Genomic DNA, 19,664 nt, shown 5'->3' on the forward strand with positions numbered 1-19,664 from the left:
ACCGGCGCGAGGGGCGGTTCCCCGCCTCCAGTGCGCGCGAGCCCCCCGTGGGCCCGGGTGGTCAATCCCCACTGGCACAGAGTGTTACAGCCGCCTCACGCCCTTTTCCAGAGTGAATCCGTCGAGGGAATCAAGAGGGACGTATCGGGCGGACCGCCCGAAATCGGCGGCCGGTTCCCCGGGCGCGATCAGCGGGTGGGGCGGGCGCGCACGTGCATGCGCTCGCCCTGAGCACCGTACAGGCTCAGCCATTCCACGGGTGTGGAACCGGCGTTGGCGAACCCGTGCGGTGTCCGCGTGTCGAACTCCGCGGCCTCGCCGGACGACAGCACGAGGTCGTGGTCGCCGAGCGCCAGCCACAGCTTCCCGGACAGCACGTACAGCCATTCGTAGCCCTCGTGCGAGCTCTGCTCCGGCCGCACCGCCGGCGGCCTGCCGTCCGGGCCCGTGCGCGGCGGCAGGATCTGCTTGTACGCGTTCAGCCCGCCCAGGTGACGGGTCAGCGGCACGAACGTCTGGCCGTTCCGGGTGAAGGGGCGCGGGTAGATCCGCGGATCACCCGTGGCGGGCGCGCCCACCAGCTCGTCCAGCGGCACCCGGTACTCGCGCGCCAGCGGCAGCAGCAGTTCCAGGGTGGGCCGGCGCTGCCCGGACTCCAGCCGGGAAAGGGTGCTCAGCGAGATGCCGGTGGCCTCGGCGACCTGCGCCAGCGTCGCCCCGCGCTCCCGGCGCAGAGACCGCAGCCGCGGGCCGACCGCGGTCAGCACGCCGGAGATGTCGGGGCCGCCGCCCGCCCTGTCGCTCACCCTTCCATTTGCCGGGACGGCAAGAACGTTTGTCAATCCGGGACGCCCTGGCGGACGCTTCCGGGAACGCCAGCACGCCGAGGCGGTGCACGGCCGTGGCCGTCACCCCGCGAGGAAGGGACCATGGGCAGATGAGCAGCAGCCCGGAAGAAGCGGTGTCCGCAGAGGAGCCGGTGTCCGCCGAGGAGTACTGGGACGGCCGGTACGGCACCGACCGCGTGTGGAGCGGCCGGCCCAACGCCGCGCTGGTCCGGGAGGTCGCCGGTCTCGTCCCCGGCACCGTGCTCGACCTGGGCTGCGGCGAGGGCGCCGACGCGGTGTGGCTGGCCCAGCAGGGCTGGCACGTGACGGCCGTGGACGTCTCCCGGGTCGCCCTGGACCGCGCCGCCGCGCACGCCGAGGAGGCGGGGGTCCCGGACGGCCGCATCACGTGGGAGCGGCACAACCTCGCGGACTCCTTCCCCACCGGGCGCTACGACCTCGTCTCCACGCACTTCCTGCACTCGCCGGTCGAGATCCCCCGCGAGCGCATCCTCCGCGCCGCCGCGGACGCGGTCGCGCCCGGCGGCGTCCTCCTGATCGTCGGCCACGCCGACCTCCCGCCGTGGGCCCCCACCCCCGACCACGAGGTCGGCTTCCCCTCCGCGACGGAGGTCCACCGCGACCTCGCCCTCCCCGACGCCTCCTGGGACGTCCTCGTCGCCGCCGCCGTGGACCGTCCCGCCACCGCCCCCGACGGCACCCCCGCCCACCTCACCGACTCCATCCTCAAACTCCGGCGCCACGCCTAGGGCCGGTCGTGTGGGGCGTGGGGTCCCCCCGACCCCGCCCGGTGGAGCCCGTCGGGGGGCGGCCACCGCGGGCAGGGCGTACGCGCGAACACCCCGCCGCGCGGGGCGTGTTGTGCATAATCGACCCGTGACCACCCTCCTCCTCATCAGCGGCAGCACGCGTGCCGGCTCCACCAACTCCGCCGCCCTGCACACCGTCGCCGACCTCCTCGGCGAGGAGGCCGACTGCGTCGCCTACCAAGGGCTCGCCCAGCTCCCGCACTTCAACCCGGACGACGACCACGACCCGCTGCCCGCCGAGGTCGCGCGCCTGCGCACCCTCATCGCCGAGGCCGGCGCGGTCCTCTTCTGCACGCCGGAGTACGCGGGCGACCTGCCCGGCTCGTTCAAGAACCTGCTCGACTGGACGGTGGGCGGCAGCGAGACGAGCGGCAAGCCGTCCGGGTGGATCAACGTCTCGTCCGCGCCCACCGGCGCGGCCGGCGCGCACCGCGCGCTGCGCACGGTCCTCACGTACACCGACGCCCGCGTCGTGGACGAGGCCTGCGTGGACATCCCGGTTCCGCGGTCCGCGATCGACCCCGCGACCGGCCGCGTCTCGGACCCCGCCGTGCGCGACGCGATGGCCGCGGCCGCCCGCCGGCTGCTCGCCGCCGTCTGACCGGACGCGGCGCTACGGGACGCGCGCGACCGGTCGCCCCGACGGGCATCGGGACGCCGCACCGTCCGCCTGGCGAAATCGCGTGGACGGTGCGCCCCGACCCGCCTAGCGTCGCGTGACGTCAGCGCAACGGCCGGAAGGGGCAAGCGGCATGGCGTCGGTACGGGTACGGGTGGCGGACGGGCGGGACGCGGACGGGGTGGCCCGGCTGCACGCGGACAGCTGGCGCCGCCACTACCGCGGCGCGTACGCCGACTCCTACCTCGACGGCGACGTCGTCGCCGACCGCCTCGCCGTGTGGGGCGCCCGGCTCGCGGCCCCCGCACCGGGCACCGTCACCTTCGTCGCGGAGGACGACCACGGCCTCGCCGGGTTCGTACACGTCGTCCTCGACGACCACGAGCGCTGGGGCAGCCTCGTCGACAACCTGCACGTCGCGCACACGCACCGCCGCGCCGGCATCGGCAGCACGCTCATGGCGCAGGCCGTCACGGCGGTCACCGAGCGGGCCGCACGGCCGTCGCTGTACCTGTGGGTGCTCGAACAGAACACCGGCGCCCAGGAGTTCTACCGCGCCCTCGGCGCCACCCCCGTCGAGACCGTGCCGGTCCCACCGCCCGGCGGCGACCCCGCCCGCCTCAACGGCTCCCCGAACAAGCTCCGCATGTCCTGGCCCGACACGAAGGCGCTCCACGCCTGAACTCCCGCCGTACGGTGAGTACATGGCCGCCGAAGACGCCCCGCTCCACGTCACGACCTGGTCCGACGGACCCGGACCAGCGGAGGCGCGGGCCGTACTGGTCCACGGCACGATGACCTGGGGCACCGAGAGCTTCGCCGAACAGCGGCCGCTGGCACGGCGGTTCCGGGTCGACGTGCTGGACCGCCGCGGGTACGGCGGCAGTCCGGACACCGCCCGCAGCGACTACGAGGCGGACGCCGACGACATCGCCGAGGTCCTCTCCCGGACCCCGGGCGGTGCCCACCTGGTGGGGCACTCCTACGGCGGCGTCTCCGCGATGTTCGCGGCGGCCCGCCACCCGCACCTGGTGCACTCGCTCACCCTGATCGAGCCCGCCGCAATGCGCGCCGCCGAGGCGGACCCCGAGGTGGCCGAGGCCCTGACGCGGATGCGCGCCGCGTTCGGCTCGGTGCCGCGGAACCTGTCCGCCGAGCAGTACCTGACGGTGTCCACCGAGCCGTACGGCCTACCGGTCCCGGAGTTCACCCCGTGGCGCCTGCGGGCGACGCGCACCGCCATGGGTGAACGCCCCGCCTGGGAGGCCGAGATCCCGCTCGCGCCCCTGGCCGCCGGCGGATTCCCGAAACTCGTCATCAACGGCACCTGGGAGACCGCGGACCCCGAGCACCGTGCCTTCAACGGCGACGCCATGGCCGCCTGCGGCCGTACCGTCGCCGCCCTCATCGCCGCTCGCCACACCGTCGTCCCGGCCACCGCCCACGACCCCCACCGCGACCACCCCGCCGAGGTCAACCGCCTCCTCGCCGACCTGTGGTCCAGGAGGGACGCCTAGGGTCGGTCGTGGACGACAGGACCCGCGCCGCGCCGCTCAGGCGCCCGGCGGGTAGGGGCGCAGCTCGGTCGTCGCCAGCGTCCAGGGCCCCACCACCACGTCGTCACCGAACGCGTAGTCGTGCTGGGCGCGGTAGCGGGGACCGTCGGGGGCCTCGCCCGGGTCGGTGAAGACCGTGAGCGTGCCCTTCCGGGGGTCGACGATCAGATAGTGCTCGATGCCCATGGCCGCGTAGTCACGGACCTTCTCGATGTAGTCGGTGGTGTGGTTCGAGGGCGAGACGATCTCCACGACCAGGGCGATGTCCTCGGGATGGAAGGGATCCATCGTGGCTTCGGCGAAGACCGCGTAGGGGACCACGATCACGTCGGGGCGTCGCAGCCGGCCCAGCGAGGGGTCCTCGACCTCCCCGCCGGTGTGGGCCACAAGCTCTGCGGAGAGCTGCTGCTCCAGCTGCTTGCGGACGCTGAACGCGACAAACTCGTGCGGCCGCGACGGCGGCACCGTCATCACGATCTGGTCGGGGCCGATCTCGTAGCCTCGCAACGTGTCGGGAGTGAGCTTCGAGAGCTCGTCCGCCACTGCCCGCATGCGCGCGTAGTCCATGCGTCCAACTTCCTACAAGTGCTTCGGCGGCGCGTACGGGTTCGAGGGGGGCGGCGCGTACGGGTCCGGGGTGTACGCGTCGGGGGCGGACGACGGCGGGGGCGCGTAGGGGTGGGGAGGGGCGGGCTGCTGCTGGGGGGCGTAGGTGAGGAGGCCGGGGCGCGGGGCCGGGACCTGCCAGGGCGCGGGGGCCCAGCGGGGGAGGGGGTTCGCGGCGTGCAGGAGGGCGGGCTGGGCGAGGGACTTGCGCTGCCACAGGTGGTGCAGCAGTTCGGCCTCGCGGGCCGCGTAGTCGGGCGCGGGGGCGCCCCGGCCGGCCGCGCCGCGCAGGAACGCCAGGTGGGTGGCGAACGCCGCGTACTCGCGCACCGCGCGCGCCGCCGCGTCGCCCTGGAAGCGGCGGGCGATCCGCCGCGCCTCGGCCCGGGTCCGCATGGTCGCCAGCGCGTTCGGCTCGGCCGGCGCCAGCCAGCCGGCCGCCGCGTACGCGGGCAGCTGCCTGCGCACCGTCCGCAGCTCGTTGGAGCGGGCCCAGAACGCCAGCCACACCAGCAGGCCGAACGCCGGCACCATCACCGCCACGTACAGCGTCAGGAACGTCAGCGGTGACGTCGTCGAGGAGCCGTTCCACGTGCCGTGCAGGCCCATCGCCAGCATCCAGCCCGCCACCGGCGGCAGCCAGCGCCAGCGCCACCGGCGGCCCGGCCGCACCACGGCCGCCAGCGCGAAGCCGATCCCGGTCATCGACGTGAACAGCGGGTGCGCGAACGGCGTCATCAGCACGCGCACGAAGAACGTCGCGAACGTCGTCGCGCCGTGCGAGCCCACCGCCTGGTCCTCGCTGAACGCCGTGCCCAGGTAGAGGATGTTCTCGGTGAACGCGAAGCCCGTCGCGGTCAGCCCGGCGACCACGATGCCGTCCAGCACGGACTCGAACTGCCGCCGCCGGAACAGGAACAGCAGCAGGATCGCGGCGCCCTTCGCGCTCTCCTCGACCAGCGGCGCCACGAACGTGGCCCCCCACTGGTCGGTCTGCGTCGGCGTGCCGGAGAACGTCGTCGCCAGCAGCTTCGCGCCGTACTCGTTGGCGAACAGCGCGACCAGCGTCGCCGCGCACGCGCCCCAGGTGAAGGCGAAGACGACGTTCTGCCAGGGGCTGGGTGCCACGTGGTCCAGCCAGAGGAACACCCACAGCAGCAGCGGCACCGGCAGGATCGCCAGCGCCAGCCCGACGAGGAACGGTTCGGTGCCTATGTGGTGCCGGACCAGCGCGAGGATGACGACCCCGCAGACGGCCAGCGCCGTGAACAGCGCGCCCGTCCGCACGGCCCTGCTCTCCCAGAACGACCGCCGCGGGAGGTACTGCCAGGTGGCCGGCGCGGGCGCGGGCACGTCCGCCACCGAACCCGGGGCCTGCGCGACCTGGGGCTGGTGGGGCGCGTGCGTCGGCGCGGGCGGGTGGGAGTCGGAGGACGACGGGACGGGGGCCGGAAACGTTGACACCCGACGACAGTACGGTCCCCGGGTGCCGCCGCGCGAGGGTATGGAGGGATGCGGCCGCAGCTCAGGCGGGGCTCAGACCCGTGTGAACAGCAGGTCGCGCACCACGTGGCCCTTGGCCAGGCCCTGCCGCTCGAACTTCGTCATCGGCCGGAAGTCCGGCCGCGGCGCGAAGCCGCCCGCACCGGGACCCGGCACGGTCGGGGTCCCGCCGTCCGCGGCGCCGCCCGCGTGTGCCGCGGTGCCGGCCCCCGGGTACTGGTTGACCAGACCGGGTGCCGCCTCCAGGACCTCCAGCATCTGCTCGGCGTAGGGCTCCCAGTCCGTCGCGCAGTGGACCACCGCGCCCGGCCGCAGCAGGGGCGTGACCAGCGCCAGGAACGACGGCTGGATCAGCCGACGCTTGTGGTGCTTGGCCTTGGGCCACGGATCGGGGAAGTACACCCGCAGACCGGCGAGCGAGGCCGGCGGCAGCATGTCGCGCAGCAGGACGATCGCGTCGCCGTTGGCGACCCGCACGTTCGTCAGGCCGTCGCGCTCGGCCAGCATCAGCAGGTTGCCCTGCCCGGGCGTGTGCACGTCCACCGCGAGGATGCCGGCCGACGGGTCGGCCGCGGCCATGCGCGCGGTCGCGTCGCCCATGCCGAAGCCGATCTCCAGCACCACCGGCAGCTCGGGGGAGCCGAACAGCTCCGCGAGGTCCATCGGCGAGCCGTCGAGCTCCACACCCCATTGCGCCCAGTGGCGGTCGATGGCCGCCGCCTGCGCCTGCGTGATGCGCCCGCGCCGCGCGTGGAACGAGCGGATGCGGTGCTCGGCGCGCGAGCCGGCCGGGTCGGGCGCCGGGCCCGACGGGAACCTCACCGCGGCGGGACGGGCGGCGGCCGCAGCGGTGGCCGGTACGGCCGCCGGTGCGGCGGGGACGGGGGCGGCGTCGGTGCGGGGAGCGGCGGATGACGTGGACACAATGCCCTCGATTCTACGGGGGCCCGCGGACCGCCCCCGTGCGTCGCCCGTCACAGCGCGGGGGCACGGCGGGGCACGCCGCGGCGTCGCACGTTCGGGGCGCGCCCGGGCCGCGGCACTGCCTGCCGCGCCGCGGACTCCGTCCGCCGCGCCCCGCGCCCCAATCCGCAGCGCCCCGCGGCCTCAAGCGCTCGCGGGGGACTCCAGCGCCTCCAGGGCCCGGCGGGCGACCTCCCGTCCGATGGGCAGCGCGGCCGTCGCGGCCGGGGACGGCGCGTTCAGCACGTGCACGAACGGACCGGAGCCGCCGAAGAGGAAGTCGTCGACGAGCGTGCCGTCGGGCAGCACCGCCTGCGCCCGCACCCCGGCGGGGGCCGGCACCAGGTCCTGCGGGCGCAGCGCGGGCAGCAGCCGTCGGGCGTCGGTGGTGAAGGCCCGCTTCGACAGCGAGCGGCGGACCTCGCCGACCTCCTGGCGCCAGTGGCGGCGGGCGATCCGCCAGGTGCCCGGGAAGGCCGCGGTGTCCGCCACGTCGCGGAGCCTGACCGTGCGGCGCCGGTAGCCCTCACGGGCCAGCGCGGGGACGGCGTTCGGCCCCAGATGCACCCCGCCGTGCACGTCGCGCGTCAGGTGGACGCCGAGGAACGGGAACGCGGGGTCGGGCACCGGGTAGACCAGGCCGCGCACCAGGGCGCGGCGCTGCGGCACCAGCTCGTAGAACTCGCCGCGGAACGGCAGGATGCGCATGCCCGGCTCGTGCCCGGCCAGCCGGGCCAGCCGGTCGCTGTGCAGGCCCGCGCAGTTGACCAGCACCCGGGTGCGCAGCACGCCGCCGTCCTGCGTGCGCAGCGCGATGCCGTCGCCGTCCCGGTCGATCGCGGTGACGCGGCTGCCGTAGCGGAGGGTGCCGCCCGCGTCCGCGACGAGGTCGGCGAGGGTGGCGGCGACCGCCGCGAAGTCGCAGATCCCGGTGGACGCGACGTGGATCGCGGCGAGCCCGTCGACCGCCGGCTCCGCCTCGGCGATCTGTGCCGGTCCCAACTCGCGCACGCTCAGGCCGTGTTCACGGCCGCGCTGGATGAGCGCGTGCAGCCGTGGCAGCTCGTCCTGCCGGGTCGCGACGATGAGCTTGCCGGTCACGTCGTACGGAATGCCGTGGGCGGCGCAGAACTTGGGCGTCTCGGCGGAACCGGCCAGCGCGTAGCGGGCCTTGAGGCTGCCGGGCCGGTAGTAGATGCCGCTGTGGATGACCCCGCTGTTGCGTCCCGTCTGGTGCCGGCCGGGCCCGCCCTCCTTGTCGATCACCGCGATCGAGGCGTGCGGGGCCTGCTGGAGCAGGGCGTACGCGGTCGCCAGGCCGACGATGCCGGCGCCGACCACCGTCACGTCCCTGCGGCTTGGGGTGGTCATCTGGGTGCGGCTCCTCGGTGCCGGTGGGATGCCTGGGGGGCGTGGGGGGACGTCTGCCAGGGGTGTCGCGGGGGCTGCTCGGAGCTGGGGGGTGCGTGCCCGGGGGTGCCCGGCGGTGCTCCGGACGCCTGCCGGTGGGCCCGGGGTGCGGGTTCCGGTTCGGGTCCGGGGCGCGTGCCGCGCGCGTGCAGGGGTGCCCGCGACGCACCTACCCCGCGCCGGCCCTGGTGAGACGGGCGGCACGGGGGCGGCTGCGGCGGCCGCAGGCCGGACAGGGCCGATTATGCAGGGGCCGCCAGCAGCGGGCGGGCCCTTTCCCTCAGCTCCAGCACGCGCGGCTCGTCGTTGTACGGCTCCAGGCGGTGCAGCAGGTCCCTGACGTACTCGGTGGTGCGGGCCGAGGAGATCCGGTTGGCGACCTCGACCGCCTTCACCCCCGCCGCGCAGCACGCGTCCAGGTTGCCCGACTCCAGCTCGGCGACCGCCGACACCACCAGGCGCAGCCCGTGCGAGCGGACGAACTCCTCCGTCGGCCGGGCCAGCGCCTGCTCCGTGAACCGCTGCACCTGCCGCGGCAGCTTCAGGTCCCGGTAGCACTCGGCGGCGTCCGCGGCGAGCCGGTCGTAGGAGTAGAAGCCGAGCCAGCCCGGGTCGGCGTCGCCCTCGCGGGCCCGCTCCAGCAGGCCCTCGGCCGCGGCCAGGGACGCCCCGCACGCCGCCGCCTCGCCGGCCTTGGCGTGCGCCCGGGCCTCCACCAGGTGGAAGAAGCTCATCGTGCGGGCCGTAGCCAGGCCCCGGTTGCGCTCCAGGGCGGCCTGCGCGAGGTCCACGCCCTCGTCCGCGAAGTTGCGGTACGTCGCCTGCAGCGACATCGACGCCAGCACGTATCCGCCGAGCGGCACGTCCGCGGCCGCCCTGGCCAGCCGCAGCGCCTGGATGTAGTAGCGCTGCGCGGCCTCCTGCTGGCCGGTGTCGAAGGCCATCCACCCGGCCAGCCGGGTGAGTTCCGCGGTCGCGCCGAACAGCGAGCGGCCCACGGCGTCGCTGTACGAGCCGAGCAGCAGCGGTGCCGCCTCGACCCGCAGGCACTCCGGAACCATGCCCGAACGCCAGTCGCCGCCGCCGTACTTGGAGTCCCAGCGGCGGGCGTCCTCGGCGGCCTCGCGCAGCTTGGTGACGTCCGTGTGGCCCACGTGCGCCATGCCGGGCGCGGGCGCGTCCCGGGCGACCGTGGCGTCGGCGGGGGTGATCAACCACCGCGAAGCGGGCGTGACGTAAGCGCTCACTGCGAAAGATCCGGCCAGGCTCTGCCAGATGCCCGCGCCGCCGGGCCCGCGCCGCCCGCCGAGATCCAACCGCCACAGATCGGTGGCCGATTTCACCGCCTCGGCGACGTCCCGCGGGAAGGCCAGACCCACTTCCGGCGCGGGGTCGGCGTCCGCCAGCCCTATCTCGTGCAGCGGCACCGGACGCCCGAGCTTGCCGGCGATCGCCGCGGCGATCAGATGCGGCGCCGCGCCCTGCGGCACCATTCCCTTGGTGACCCACCGGGCCACCGACGTCTTGTCATAACGCAGCGTCAGACCGCGCTGCGCGCCGAGGTCGTTGACCCGCCGGGCGAGTCCCGCGTTGCTGATCCCTGCCACGCCGAGAAGGGCGCCGAGCTTCTCGTTCGGCCCGCGGTGTTCTCTGTTCACTGCGGTTCACCTCGTGATGCCGCTGGGGGCAGGCCGGCCGGCCTGGTCATGTCGTGGGGTACGGGGGTCGCCCTCCCCATGGAACCCGATTCAGCCACCGCGCGGACCCCTTCGGAGCCCGCGCGCTGCATGTGCCGGATACCCGAGCCGCGCGTACGTGTGCGAACCGGATACACCCAGCGTAGTTCGCCGAATCCCGACCGTTAAGAGCCTTGTGCCGGATGGCCGGATTCCAGCCCCCCGGCGGAAGCAACCCGCGCGTGAACCGGCGTGTGCTCCCGGTATATGTGGCCGTGCGCCCGGCCGTGCGCCTATGCCGTCCTGGGGTGCGGCGCTTGCATGGTGGCCATGGCTCCGTCCAGGGCCCCGGAAGGCGGCTTGACGGGGAGGGACGGGTCCAGGAGTTCCGCTGCCACAATCCCCGCGGGTGGCGGACCGGCCCGGGAGGTGGTCCGCCCCTCCCGGGCCGTCGCACTGCCGCAGCGCACCGCCGCCCCGCCCGCCCCACCGGCGCGCACCGCCGCCCCGCCCTCCGCCGGCCCTCGCCGCTCCCCGAATTTCCCGAACCTCCCCCGGCTCCCTCCCGCTCCCGCCGTCCCCTCTCCTGGCCTCCTCCCGGTCCGACCGCCACCAGTCCTCCCCCGTTCCGCACGTGGCCGCGCTGGCATATCAACTGCGGTATGTGCGGCTGAATTTGGCGCGAACCAGATGTTTCACCGAGCGCTTCCCGGCGGCCTCCCCGAGGCCCCCGCCCCCGCCGCCCACCGCCGCTTTCCCTTCGTATTGCGCTCACTTGGGGTCGGCGACGCGGCGCTCCTTGCTGCACCCATGCGCCTCTTTGCGCGCTTCCACGTGGCAGCATGGTCTTTCGGACGTCGGACGTGGCGGCCGGCGGGGCGGACCGGAGCGGCGGCGCCCCCCGCCCGCTGTCCACACCCTGTGGAGGCGGCGATGCGGTGGTTGGTGGGGTGGAGCAGTGCCACCGCTGGTGCCATTTCCGGTGACACGGCCCGTTCCCTCCGGCCCGTCGCCGGTCAGCTCCTGTGGCCGGGGCCGGATCCGCTGTGGGCCGTCGGCGACTGGCGGCCCGACGAGATCCGCGTCGTCCACGCCGACCCCGTGCCCAGCGGCGCCAACGGCAGCGCCTACGGCACGTACGACTCCCGCGGCTCCGCCGGACCGTCCCCCAACGGCCGCACGGGCTACGGCGGCTACGACGGATACGGCGACGCGGCCGCAGGCGGCAGCACCCGCCCCCGCGCCCCCGGCTTCCCGAACGGCTCCCCGCACGGCGTCGCCCGCCTCGCGATCCTCGGCCGCTGCGGCGCCACCGACGCCCAGCTGCGGCTCGGCCTCGTCGCCGCCCGCGGCGGCGCGCTGCGGCACGCCACCGCCTGGCCCGGCAGCTACACCGCCGTCCTCCAACTCGGCCGCCGCATCACCGTGCTGGGCGACCTCGCCGGCGCCCGCCCCGTCTTCCACACCCGCTGGTCCGACGGCACCGCGTACGCCACCGCCGCACTCCCGCTCGCCGACCTCGTCGAAGCCGGCCTCGACGTCACCCACCTCGCCGCCACCCTGGCCTGCCCCGACGCACCCGAGGCCCTCGGCGACGGCACCCCCTACCTCGGCGTGCGGCGCGTCCCGCCCGGCCACGCCCTGATCCTGCGCGACGGCGCCCCCGAGATCGCCGGCTACGAACCCACCGCCTCCCTGGCCGTCGGCCACCAGCCGACCAGCGCCGCCGACGCCGAAGCCGCCGTCGAAGGCGTCCGCGACGCCCTCGTCGAGGCCGTCCGCGCCCGGCTCGCCCAGCCCCGGTTCGTCCCCGGCCCCGACGAGGCGCCCGCCCCCGGCATCGGCGCCGACCTCTCCGGCGGCAGCGCCTCCGCGACGCTCGCCCTCCTCGCCGCGGGCCTGCCCGGCATGCCCGGGATGCTGCCCGGCGCCCCCGGCTCGCTGGCCGGCGAACGCCTGCTCGCCGTCACCTTCAACGACCTCGCCGCCGGCCGCCAGCCCGGCCGCGACGCCGAGCTGGCCCGCGCCGGCGAGCTGGCCGCCGACCCCCGGCTGCGGCACGTCGTCGTCGCCGGCGGCGAGGAGGCCCTGCCCTACGCCGACCTCTTCGGCGACGCGCTCGGCCGGCTCACCGACGAACCCGGCCCGTCCCTCGTCGTCGCCGAACGCCACCGCCGCCGCCTGTCCGCCGGCGGCGCCGACCACCTCATCGGCCTGGGCGCCCGCCAGGTCCTCGACGCGCACCCGGCCCGGCTCGCCGACCTCCTCATGGACCGCCGCCGCCGCCACCTCGTCCGCCCCGTCGCCGCCCTCACCCGCGCCGACGTCGCCATGACCGGCCACCCCCTGTGGGTCCCGTTCACCGTGCCCGTCACCGTCTACCGCGCCGCCCGGCGACTCGCCCGCACCCCCTACCAGCGCGGTGTCGAGGACACCGCCGCCGCCCTCCTGCGGCGCGACGTCACCGCGCCCGGCGGCCCCGCAGGCCCGCTCGGCGCGTCCCTCGCCGCCATGACCTGGGTACGGCCCGGGCCCGCCGCCCGCTGGCTCACCGGCGAGGCCCTCGCCGAGGTCTCCGCACGCCTCCAGGACGCCGCACGCCGCCCCTGGCCCCTGGAACGCCCCGGCGAGCGCCGCGCCCGCGCCGCCCTCGCCCGCCACGCCGCGGACTTCCGCGTCCTGGAGCAGGCCGCCGCCGTCCCCTCCCAGCGCCTGCACGCGCCCTTCCTCGACAACCAGGTCGTCCGCGCGTGCCAGGCCCTGCCGGCGGCGATCCGGGTCCGGCCCGGCGCCCGGGCCGAAGTCCTCCGCGAGGTCCTGCTCGGCGCGGGCGTGCGGGAGCTCCCCTCCGGGTGGGGCGCGCCGTCGCCGTCCGGCGCGGGGTCCTCCCGGACGGGCCTGCGGGCCGCGCTCGACCCCCTCCTCGACCTCTTCGAGGCGCCGCTGCTCGCCGACGCGGGCCTGGTGGAGGCACGCGTCGTCCGCGACGCGCTCTCCGCCGCGGCGGCAGGCGCGGCGCTGCCCCTGGACGGGCTGGCCGAACTCGTCTCCACGGAGCTGTGGCTGCGGCGGTTGCTGGCGCGGCGCGGGTCGTGCTGGACCGGCGCGGGGGCGCCGGAGCAGCGGGCGGTGGCGTCGGGGGTTCAGCGCCTGTCCCTCTGACGAGGGGGGCTTTTTATGCCCACCCGCCCACCCGTGACTGTCTTCCGTCAGGTGCGGGTCTCTGGTGGGTGGGTCGGTGCCGGTCCGGCGGTGTCTCCTCGAGCTTTGCATGGCGACTCTTCCGCGGAGGTGGGCCGGGGCCTTGCAAAACTCTGCGGGGACACCGCCTCCCCGTCCCCTCCGCTCTCACCGGCGGCTGACGGCCAGGAGGGGGGTTCACGGGTACGCCCGAGTGGGCCGGGAAGACCCCTGAACCCCGGACCGGCGACGGCATGTCCGAGCCGTACCCCAGAATGGGGTGACCGCAGGGAAGAAGGGACCGCACACCATGGCCGTATGGGACGACGTCATCGGCCAGCCCCGGATCGTCGCGGAGCTGTCCGCCGCCGCCACCGCCGCCGACCACGTCGTCGAGGCCCACCTCGGCCCGGCCGAGGCCGCGTCCCCGCGAACCGCCGGCGGCATGACCCACGCCTGGCTGTTCACCGGTCCGCCCGGCTCCGGCCGGTCCATCGCCGCCCGCGCCTTCGCCGCCGCACTGCAGTGCACGAGCCCGGACAAGAAGCTGGGCGCCGCTCCGGGATGCGGGTTCTGCGACGGCTGCCACACGGCGCTGATCGGCACGCACGCCGACGTCGAGACGGTGCGGACGGACCTGCTGTCGATCGGCGTGAAGGAGACCCGCGACCTGGTGCGTCGCGCCAGCCTCTCGCCGGCCGGCGGCCGCTGGCAGGTGATCCTCATGGAGGACGCCGACCGGCTGACCGAGGGCGCGGCGAACGTGCTGCTGAAGGCCGTGGAGGAGCCGGCACCGCGCACGGTGTGGCTGCTGTGCGCGCCGTCCGTGGAGGACGCCCTGCCGACGATCAGGTCCCGCTGCCGCCTGCTGACGCTGCGCACGCCGTCGGTCGACGCGGTCGCGGACGTGCTGACGCGCAGGGACGGCATCGCGCCGGAGCTGGCGGCACAGGTGTCCCGGGCCACGCAGGGCCACATCGGGCGGGCCCGGCGGCTCGCCACGGACGAGCAGGCGCGGTCCCGGCGCGCGTCGGTGCTGCGGCTGCCGCTGCGGGTCGCCGACATCGGCGGCTGCCTGCGGGCCGCGCAGGAGCTGGTGGACGCGGCCGCGGAGGACGCCAAGGCGGTGGCCGAGGAGGTGGACGCGAAGGAGACCGAGGAGCTGCGCACCGCACTCGGCGCGGCGGCCGGCGCCGGCAGCCGGATGCCGCGCGGCACCGCGGGCGTGATGAAGGAGCTCGCCGACCGGCAGAAGCGCCGCGCCACCCGCACCCAGCGCGACACCCTCGACCTCGCCCTCACGGACCTCGCGGCCTTCTACCGTGACGTCCTCGCCCTCCAGATGGGCGGCACCCCCGACCGTGTCGCCAACGTCGAGGTCCTCGACGGCATCGAGCAGATCGCCGCCGCCTCCCGCCCCGAGCAGAGCCTGCGCCGCATCGACGCCGTCCTCGCCTGCCGCGAAGCCCTCGCGGCCAACGTCGCCCCCCTCCTCGCCGTCGAGGCCATGACCCTCTCCCTCCGCGCCGGCTGACCCCGCACGGCAACCCGGCAACCACGTAGGTCGTGCCCCGTCAGGGGCGCGGGGTCCCCGGCCTTCGGCCGGGCGGTGCCCCCAGCGCGAGCAACCACGTCGGACGGGTAGTCGGGGTCGCAGGCCGTGGGGCAGCTTGTGCCCCGCAAGGGCGGGGCACCCCGGCCCCCGGCCCGGCAGGGCACGGCGCGCCCCCGTGCCCCACCCTCACCGGACGGTGAAGCCGCACCCCGTGCCCCCCACCGGCCGGTGATGCATTCGGGTGATCAGCGGCCCCGTCGCCAACCACGTCCAACCCCGCCGCCCCGCGGCAGGCGATGGTGCAGGCAGTGCGCCCACTGCCCACCTGGGCGCCCGAACCCGCCCGAAGAGGTGCCCCCGTGGCAGACGCAACCCTCACCGTCCCGCTCCTCGCGGTGGCGACCGCGGCCGCCGCGACCACCGTCGTCCTCGCCCACCGCACCTTCCGGTACTGGCGGAACCAGCTCGCCGGGCGCCCGTACGAGTTGCCAGTCGACCGTCGGGGCACCGTGCTGCGCGCGGCCGCGGCGACCGTGACCGCCGCCGTCGCCGCGTCCCTGGCCGTCGGCGTGCTGCACGGCGGGCCCGCCCCGCGGACGACCGCCGCCGCCCGCACGGCGCTCGCCGCGACGTCAGCGCCGCAGCCGCCGCCCCCGCCGCCGCCCCCGCGGACGCCCCAGCCGGCGCCGCCCCCGCCGGAGGTCCGCACGCTCGGGCACCCGTCGGGCGGCACCCTGCAGGTCCTGCGCGACGGCACCCGGGTGTGGCTGCCGCCGCACTACGACTCGCGGAACGCGGCACGCATCGCGTACCCCGTCGTCGTCGCGCACACCGGAGACGCCTCACCGCCGGACCTGTTCGAGGGCTTCGCGCGCGGCGCGCGGCAGCACAAGGCGGACCTGTTCGTACTGGTGATGCCGCCGGCGTGCGCACCCGAGCCCGGCGTGCAGGGTCCGTCGGCCGACACCGTGCTCGCCGAGGTCGCGTCCCGCTACCGCACCCTGACCTCGGTCAAGGCCCGCGGCGTCCTGGGCGTCGGCCCGCAGGCGTCGTGCGCGATCCGGGAGGCGCTGACCTCCGCCGGCCGCTACGGCGCCGCCGCCGGGGTGTCCGGCAGCTACCCGTCGCCGCCGCCCGCCCCGAGCAGCGCCGCGGCGGCGTGGACCGGCGCCACCACGGCCCCGCCGCTGCTGCTCGCCACCGCCGAGGGGGAGGGCGGCGCGCGCGACTCCGGGCACGCGCTCCGCACGGTCCTGCACGCGCGCGGCGACTCCGTCCGCGTCCTGGACGGGCTGGCACCGCACGAGCAGCTGTTCACGACGGTCGCCGCGTACTTCACCGAGAAGCTCGACGGCCCGACGCGGATCACGCACCCCCGCACCTGAGCCGCACACCGGACGCGGCAGGGCGACGCGTACCCGGACGTGTCCCGTTTCCGCAATCACTCAAAAGGCGACAGGATGGGCGATCATCGACCGTGCGCGGCCGATACGCTCGCACTTCACCCCGACGGGAGGACCCGAGCCGCCGATGCCGCACCTCACGCGAGACCTCATGCGTCACCTCACGCGACCGACCCCGCAGCCGTCCGAGCAGCCGTCGGAGGAGCCGTCCGGGCAGCCGTCCGGGGAGCGGCCCGACGCCGGGCGGCCGCTGCGGAAGCGGGCGTCCGGCGGGGCGTCCCGCCAGGGGATGGCCCTGCTGAGGATCCCGGCCACCGTGATCGCGGCGACCGGCCTGCTGCTCACCGCCTGCACGTCGGGCAGCGGCGGCCACCCGGCCTCGGCGTCGTCCCCGATGTCCGGCGGCTCGTCGGCGGCCTCCTCGTCCACGGCGAGCACCGCCGGCCTCGCGTCGTACTACGGCCAGAAGCTGAAGTGGCACAGCTGCGGCGCGGCCGGCTTCGACTGCACGTCGATGAAGGTCCCGCTGGACTACGCGCACCCCGGTGCGCACGACGACCTGACGCTGGCCGTCGCCCGCAAGAAGGCCACCGGCCCCGGCGCCCGCATCGGCTCGCTGCTGGTCAACCCGGGCGGGCCCGGCGGCTCCGCCATCGACTACCTGCAGTACGCGGCGCTCGGCTACCCCACGCCGGTCACCTCGCGCTACGACATGGTCGCCGTCGACCCGCGCGGCGTGGCCCGCAGCGCGCCGGTGGAGTGCCTCACCGACAAGCAGATGGACACGTACACCGCGGTCGACACCACCCCCGACGACTCGGCCGAGGTCACCACGCTCGCGTCCGCGGACAAGGGCTTCGCCGCGGGCTGCGAGAAGCGGTCCGCCAAGCTCCTCGACCACGTCTCGACCGTCGACTCCGCCCGCGACATGGACATCCTGCGCGGGCTGCTCGGCGACCGGCAGCTCCACTACGTCGGCAAGTCGTACGGCACGTTCCTCGGCGCGACGTACGCGGGCCTGTTCCCCCAGCGCGTCGGCCGCCTGGTGCTGGACGGGGCGATGGACCCGTCCGTCGACGCCCTGGAGAGCAGCCGCGCGCAGGCCGGCGGCTTCGAGGTGGCGTTCAACGCGTTCGCCGCGGACTGCCTGCAGGAACCGTCCTGCCCGCTGGGCACCACGTCGGTCACGGACGCGGGCAAGCGCCTGGACGCCCTGTTCAAGAACCTCGACGCGCACCCGCTGTCCACCGGCACCTCCCGCAAGCTCACCGAGGCGCTCGGCACCACCGGCGTGATCGCCGCGATGTACGACCAGAGCGCCTGGCCGACCCTGCGCACCGCCCTGGCCAGCGCGATGAAGGGCGACGGCGACCCGCTGCTGAAGCTCTCCGACAGCTACTACGAGCGCGACGACACCGGCAAGTACAGCAACCTCATGTACGCGAACGCCGCCGTGAACTGCCTCGACCTGCCCCCGGCGCTGCGCTCCCCGGCCGACGTCGAGAAGGCGCTGCCCTCCTTCCGGAAGGCGTCCCCGCACTTCGGCACGACCCTGGCGTGGTCCTCCCTGGTCTGCGGCTACTGGCCGGTGAAGGCCACCGGTCACGCCGCGAAGATCACCGCGCCCGGCGCGGGCCCGATCCTCGTCGTCGGCACCATCCGCGACCCCGCGACGCCCTACGCCTGGGCCAAGTCCCTCGCCGCCCAGCTCTCCTCCGGCCACCTCCTCACCTACGACGGTGACGGCCACACCGCCTACGCCCGCGGCTCCGACTGCATCGACACCTCCGTCAACGCCTACCTCCTCGACGGCAAGGTCCCCCCGACCGGCAAGACCTGCACGTGACCCCGTCCGGAGCACCCCCCGGAACCCTGTAGACTTTCTCCCGCTGCTGCTGCCACCCTTGGTGATCGCAGTCGCCAGCAAGCCGCCTTAGCTCAGTTGGCCAGAGCAACGCACTCGTAATGCGTAGGTCTCGGGTTCGAATCCCGAAGGCGGCTCCCAGAAAGGCCAGGTCACATAGCCCGTGACCTGGCCTTTTGGCATTTCTGGGGCGAGTCGCCTCTGGCCGCTCGGATCGCGGTGGGGTGTGGTCCCTCGACCAAACGGATCTGCAGATCGCGATTCCACATGCGGAGAGTTTCGATGCGCTTGCCCTCGGGGATGAGGCTGTGGCGCTTCGCGTAGTCGATCACGCGTCGCCACTCGCTCACCGTCGCATCCTCCGGCTCGGTGAAGGTGACTCGCCTGTCCGTAACGAGTCGCTTGATGAGATCCCTCGCCTCGGTCCGACGGCCGAGTGCGACTGGTCTGTCGGCGTACGATGTGGAGCGGGTGCTGCCTGCCACCTCCCCCTCGACAGTCTTCTCTTCACCGGCGTGCGCGGGGTCGTCCGGGTGGTGGCCGTGCTTGATGTAAAAGGTGCCGGCATCGGTGACCTTGGCATCCACCTCACTCCCGCTGCGCTTGATCGTCACCAGCCCTCGGTCGCGCAGCGCGTAAGCCGTGCGGAACTCGCCAGGGTCCCAGGGCTCCTCGGACTCCTTGCCGCTCGCGAGCCGGCCGAGCAGGGCGAGCTGCCGTTCGTTCAGGAGAGACCAGCGATGCATGGAAACAGCTCACCCCGGGTCCGAGCCAAGGGCATTGAGCGTTTTCAGCGGTGCCTCTCCAGAGTGAGGACGGCTTTGGTGATGACGCTCATGCGGTTGGAACTGATGCGGGATCTGCGGAAGATCTGGCAGGTCTTGAGTCGTGCCATGGCTCGTTCGACGGGTGCTCGGGGGGGGCGGACGGAGCCCGGTTGGTGGTTCGCTCGGTGAGGGTGAGTTCGCCCTTGGGCGGACGGCGCTTGGCGGTGGTGACCCAGTCGCCGGCGCCGATGGAGGCCATGTCGGCGAGGATGGGGATGCTCTGGCGGGCGCAGATCCGAAGGATTCGGTGGGTGCGGGCGGTCGTCAGATCGTGGGTGCGGCCCGGCAGTGCGGGCGACAGCCACAGCAACTCTTCCGCCGGGTCGGTGACGACCTGCACGTTCACCCTGTTCCTTTTGTGCTTCGCCGAGTAGTCGGCCCTGCCGTCGCCGACGCGGTCGCCCTCGGCGAGTGTGCTGTCCAGGAGAACGAAGTCCGGGGCGTGCTCGCGCATGGTCTTCAGCAGGCCCGGCGCCTGCTCGGCGAGCAGACCGGTGACGGCGGTGACGTGGGCATGGGCGGTGCCGACGGATATCGCGAAGGCCTCGGAGATACGGGCGAGGGTCTCGTGGCCACGCAGGTACACGAGTGCGACCAGCGCACGCCGGTGCGGCGGGAGTTTGCACCGCCGGTCACCTTCACGGGTGACGATGAGCATCGTGACCCACTCGACCAGAGCGTGGGGTAGGTCGAGTGCGGCAGGATACGGAACCAACAGGGCTCCTGTGCTGCTGAGTCGAGACGTCGAACACCTCGCTCAACGGCGCGGGAGCCCTGTCCGTTGCGCCCCTACGCCCACGCCGCCCCGTCACCCGATCAGTGGCCACCTTGAAAACGCTCATTGA

General features: G+C 74.8%; 15 protein-coding genes, 1 tRNA gene and 1 pseudogene. 9 read left to right on the forward strand and 8 right to left on the reverse strand.

Annotation, left to right across the window (positions count from 1 at the left end; genetic code table 11):
* Window positions 1-188 precede the first annotated feature (188 nt).
* Entirely contained in the window at window positions 189-806 is a 618-nt protein-coding gene (locus BMW99_RS26270) for a helix-turn-helix domain-containing protein (RefSeq protein WP_069466675.1), read from the reverse strand.
* A gap of 131 nt (window positions 807-937) precedes the next feature.
* On the opposite strand from BMW99_RS26270, the gene BMW99_RS26275 reads away from it, so the two are divergent.
* The 4 genes from BMW99_RS26275 to BMW99_RS26290 all read left to right on the forward strand — a co-directional run bounded on the left by BMW99_RS26275 (window position 938) and on the right by BMW99_RS26290 (window position 3,793).
* Window positions 938-1,597, forward strand: coding sequence for an SAM-dependent methyltransferase (locus tag BMW99_RS26275; protein ID WP_177226106.1), 660 nt, complete (start codon window positions 938-940; stop codon window positions 1,595-1,597).
* Window positions 1,598-1,724: 127 nt separating this feature from the next.
* Window positions 1,725-2,258, forward strand: coding sequence for an NADPH-dependent FMN reductase (locus BMW99_RS26280; protein WP_069467192.1), 534 nt, complete (start codon window positions 1,725-1,727; stop codon window positions 2,256-2,258).
* A 151-nt stretch (window positions 2,259-2,409) separates the two neighbouring features.
* On the forward strand, window positions 2,410-2,958 hold the full coding sequence (locus BMW99_RS26285) for a GNAT family N-acetyltransferase (protein WP_069467191.1): 549 nt from the start codon (window positions 2,410-2,412) through the stop codon (window positions 2,956-2,958).
* 22 nt (window positions 2,959-2,980) lie between these two features.
* The gene (locus BMW99_RS26290) at window positions 2,981-3,793 is read left to right on the forward strand and encodes an alpha/beta fold hydrolase (protein WP_075017647.1); all 813 of its coding nucleotides are present in this window, start codon (window positions 2,981-2,983) and stop codon (window positions 3,791-3,793) included.
* A gap of 36 nt (window positions 3,794-3,829) precedes the next feature.
* Here the strand turns inward: BMW99_RS26290 and BMW99_RS26295 are convergent, their stop codons facing one another.
* From BMW99_RS26295 to BMW99_RS26315, 5 genes are all read right to left on the reverse strand, one after another.
* Window positions 3,830-4,399, reverse strand: a complete 570-nt coding sequence (locus BMW99_RS26295; protein ID WP_075017648.1) for a Uma2 family endonuclease — start codon at window positions 4,397-4,399, stop codon at window positions 3,830-3,832.
* A 12-nt stretch (window positions 4,400-4,411) separates the two neighbouring features.
* Window positions 4,412-5,902 (reverse strand): PrsW family intramembrane metalloprotease, encoded by a 1,491-nt coding sequence (locus BMW99_RS26300; RefSeq protein WP_407640319.1) that lies wholly within the window; start codon window positions 5,900-5,902, stop codon window positions 4,412-4,414.
* A gap of 72 nt (window positions 5,903-5,974) precedes the next feature.
* On the reverse strand, window positions 5,975-6,868 hold the full coding sequence (trmB, locus tag BMW99_RS26305; protein WP_407640320.1) for a tRNA (guanosine(46)-N7)-methyltransferase TrmB: 894 nt from the start codon (window positions 6,866-6,868) through the stop codon (window positions 5,975-5,977).
* Between the two features lie 180 nt (window positions 6,869-7,048).
* A complete protein-coding gene (gene lhgO, locus BMW99_RS26310; protein ID WP_075017650.1) occupies window positions 7,049-8,275 on the reverse strand; it encodes an L-2-hydroxyglutarate oxidase in 1,227 nt (408 codons plus the stop codon).
* Window positions 8,276-8,556: 281 nt separating this feature from the next.
* A complete protein-coding gene (locus BMW99_RS26315; RefSeq protein WP_075017651.1) occupies window positions 8,557-9,972 on the reverse strand; it encodes an MFS transporter in 1,416 nt (471 codons plus the stop codon).
* Window positions 9,973-10,923: 951 nt separating this feature from the next.
* Between BMW99_RS26315 and BMW99_RS26320 the strand changes: the two genes are divergently transcribed.
* The 5 genes from BMW99_RS26320 to BMW99_RS26340 all read left to right on the forward strand — a co-directional run bounded on the left by BMW99_RS26320 (window position 10,924) and on the right by BMW99_RS26340 (window position 18,129).
* Window positions 10,924-13,152, forward strand: a complete 2,229-nt coding sequence (locus BMW99_RS26320; protein ID WP_075017661.1) for an asparagine synthase-related protein — start codon at window positions 10,924-10,926, stop codon at window positions 13,150-13,152.
* 328 nt (window positions 13,153-13,480) lie between these two features.
* On the forward strand, window positions 13,481-14,704 hold the full coding sequence (locus BMW99_RS26325) for a DNA polymerase III subunit delta' (RefSeq protein ID WP_075017652.1): 1,224 nt from the start codon (window positions 13,481-13,483) through the stop codon (window positions 14,702-14,704).
* Between the two features lie 380 nt (window positions 14,705-15,084).
* Window positions 15,085-16,110 (forward strand): hypothetical protein, encoded by a 1,026-nt coding sequence (locus tag BMW99_RS26330; RefSeq protein WP_075017653.1) that lies wholly within the window; start codon window positions 15,085-15,087, stop codon window positions 16,108-16,110.
* A 307-nt stretch (window positions 16,111-16,417) separates the two neighbouring features.
* Complete coding sequence (locus BMW99_RS26335; RefSeq protein WP_075017662.1) at window positions 16,418-17,974, forward strand: alpha/beta hydrolase; 1,557 nt, start codon at window positions 16,418-16,420, stop codon at window positions 17,972-17,974.
* An 81-nt stretch (window positions 17,975-18,055) separates the two neighbouring features.
* A tRNA-Thr gene (locus BMW99_RS26340) sits at window positions 18,056-18,129 on the forward strand.
* A gap of 15 nt (window positions 18,130-18,144) precedes the next feature.
* On the opposite strand, the gene BMW99_RS26345 is transcribed toward BMW99_RS26340, so the two are convergent.
* Together BMW99_RS26345 and BMW99_RS26350 are read right to left on the reverse strand one after the other, a co-directional pair.
* Window positions 18,145-18,738 carry a hypothetical protein gene (locus BMW99_RS26345; protein WP_177226107.1) on the reverse strand — a complete coding sequence of 198 codons (594 nt, stop codon included), beginning with the start codon at window positions 18,736-18,738 and terminating at the stop codon, window positions 18,145-18,147.
* A gap of 44 nt (window positions 18,739-18,782) precedes the next feature.
* A pseudogene (locus BMW99_RS26350) lies at window positions 18,783-19,534 on the reverse strand (transposase family protein).
* Window positions 19,535-19,664 lie beyond the last annotated feature (130 nt).

Source organism: Actinacidiphila rubida, assembly GCF_900110255.1.
GTDB classification, from domain to species: Bacteria; Actinomycetota; Actinomycetes; order Streptomycetales; family Streptomycetaceae; genus Actinacidiphila; species Actinacidiphila rubida.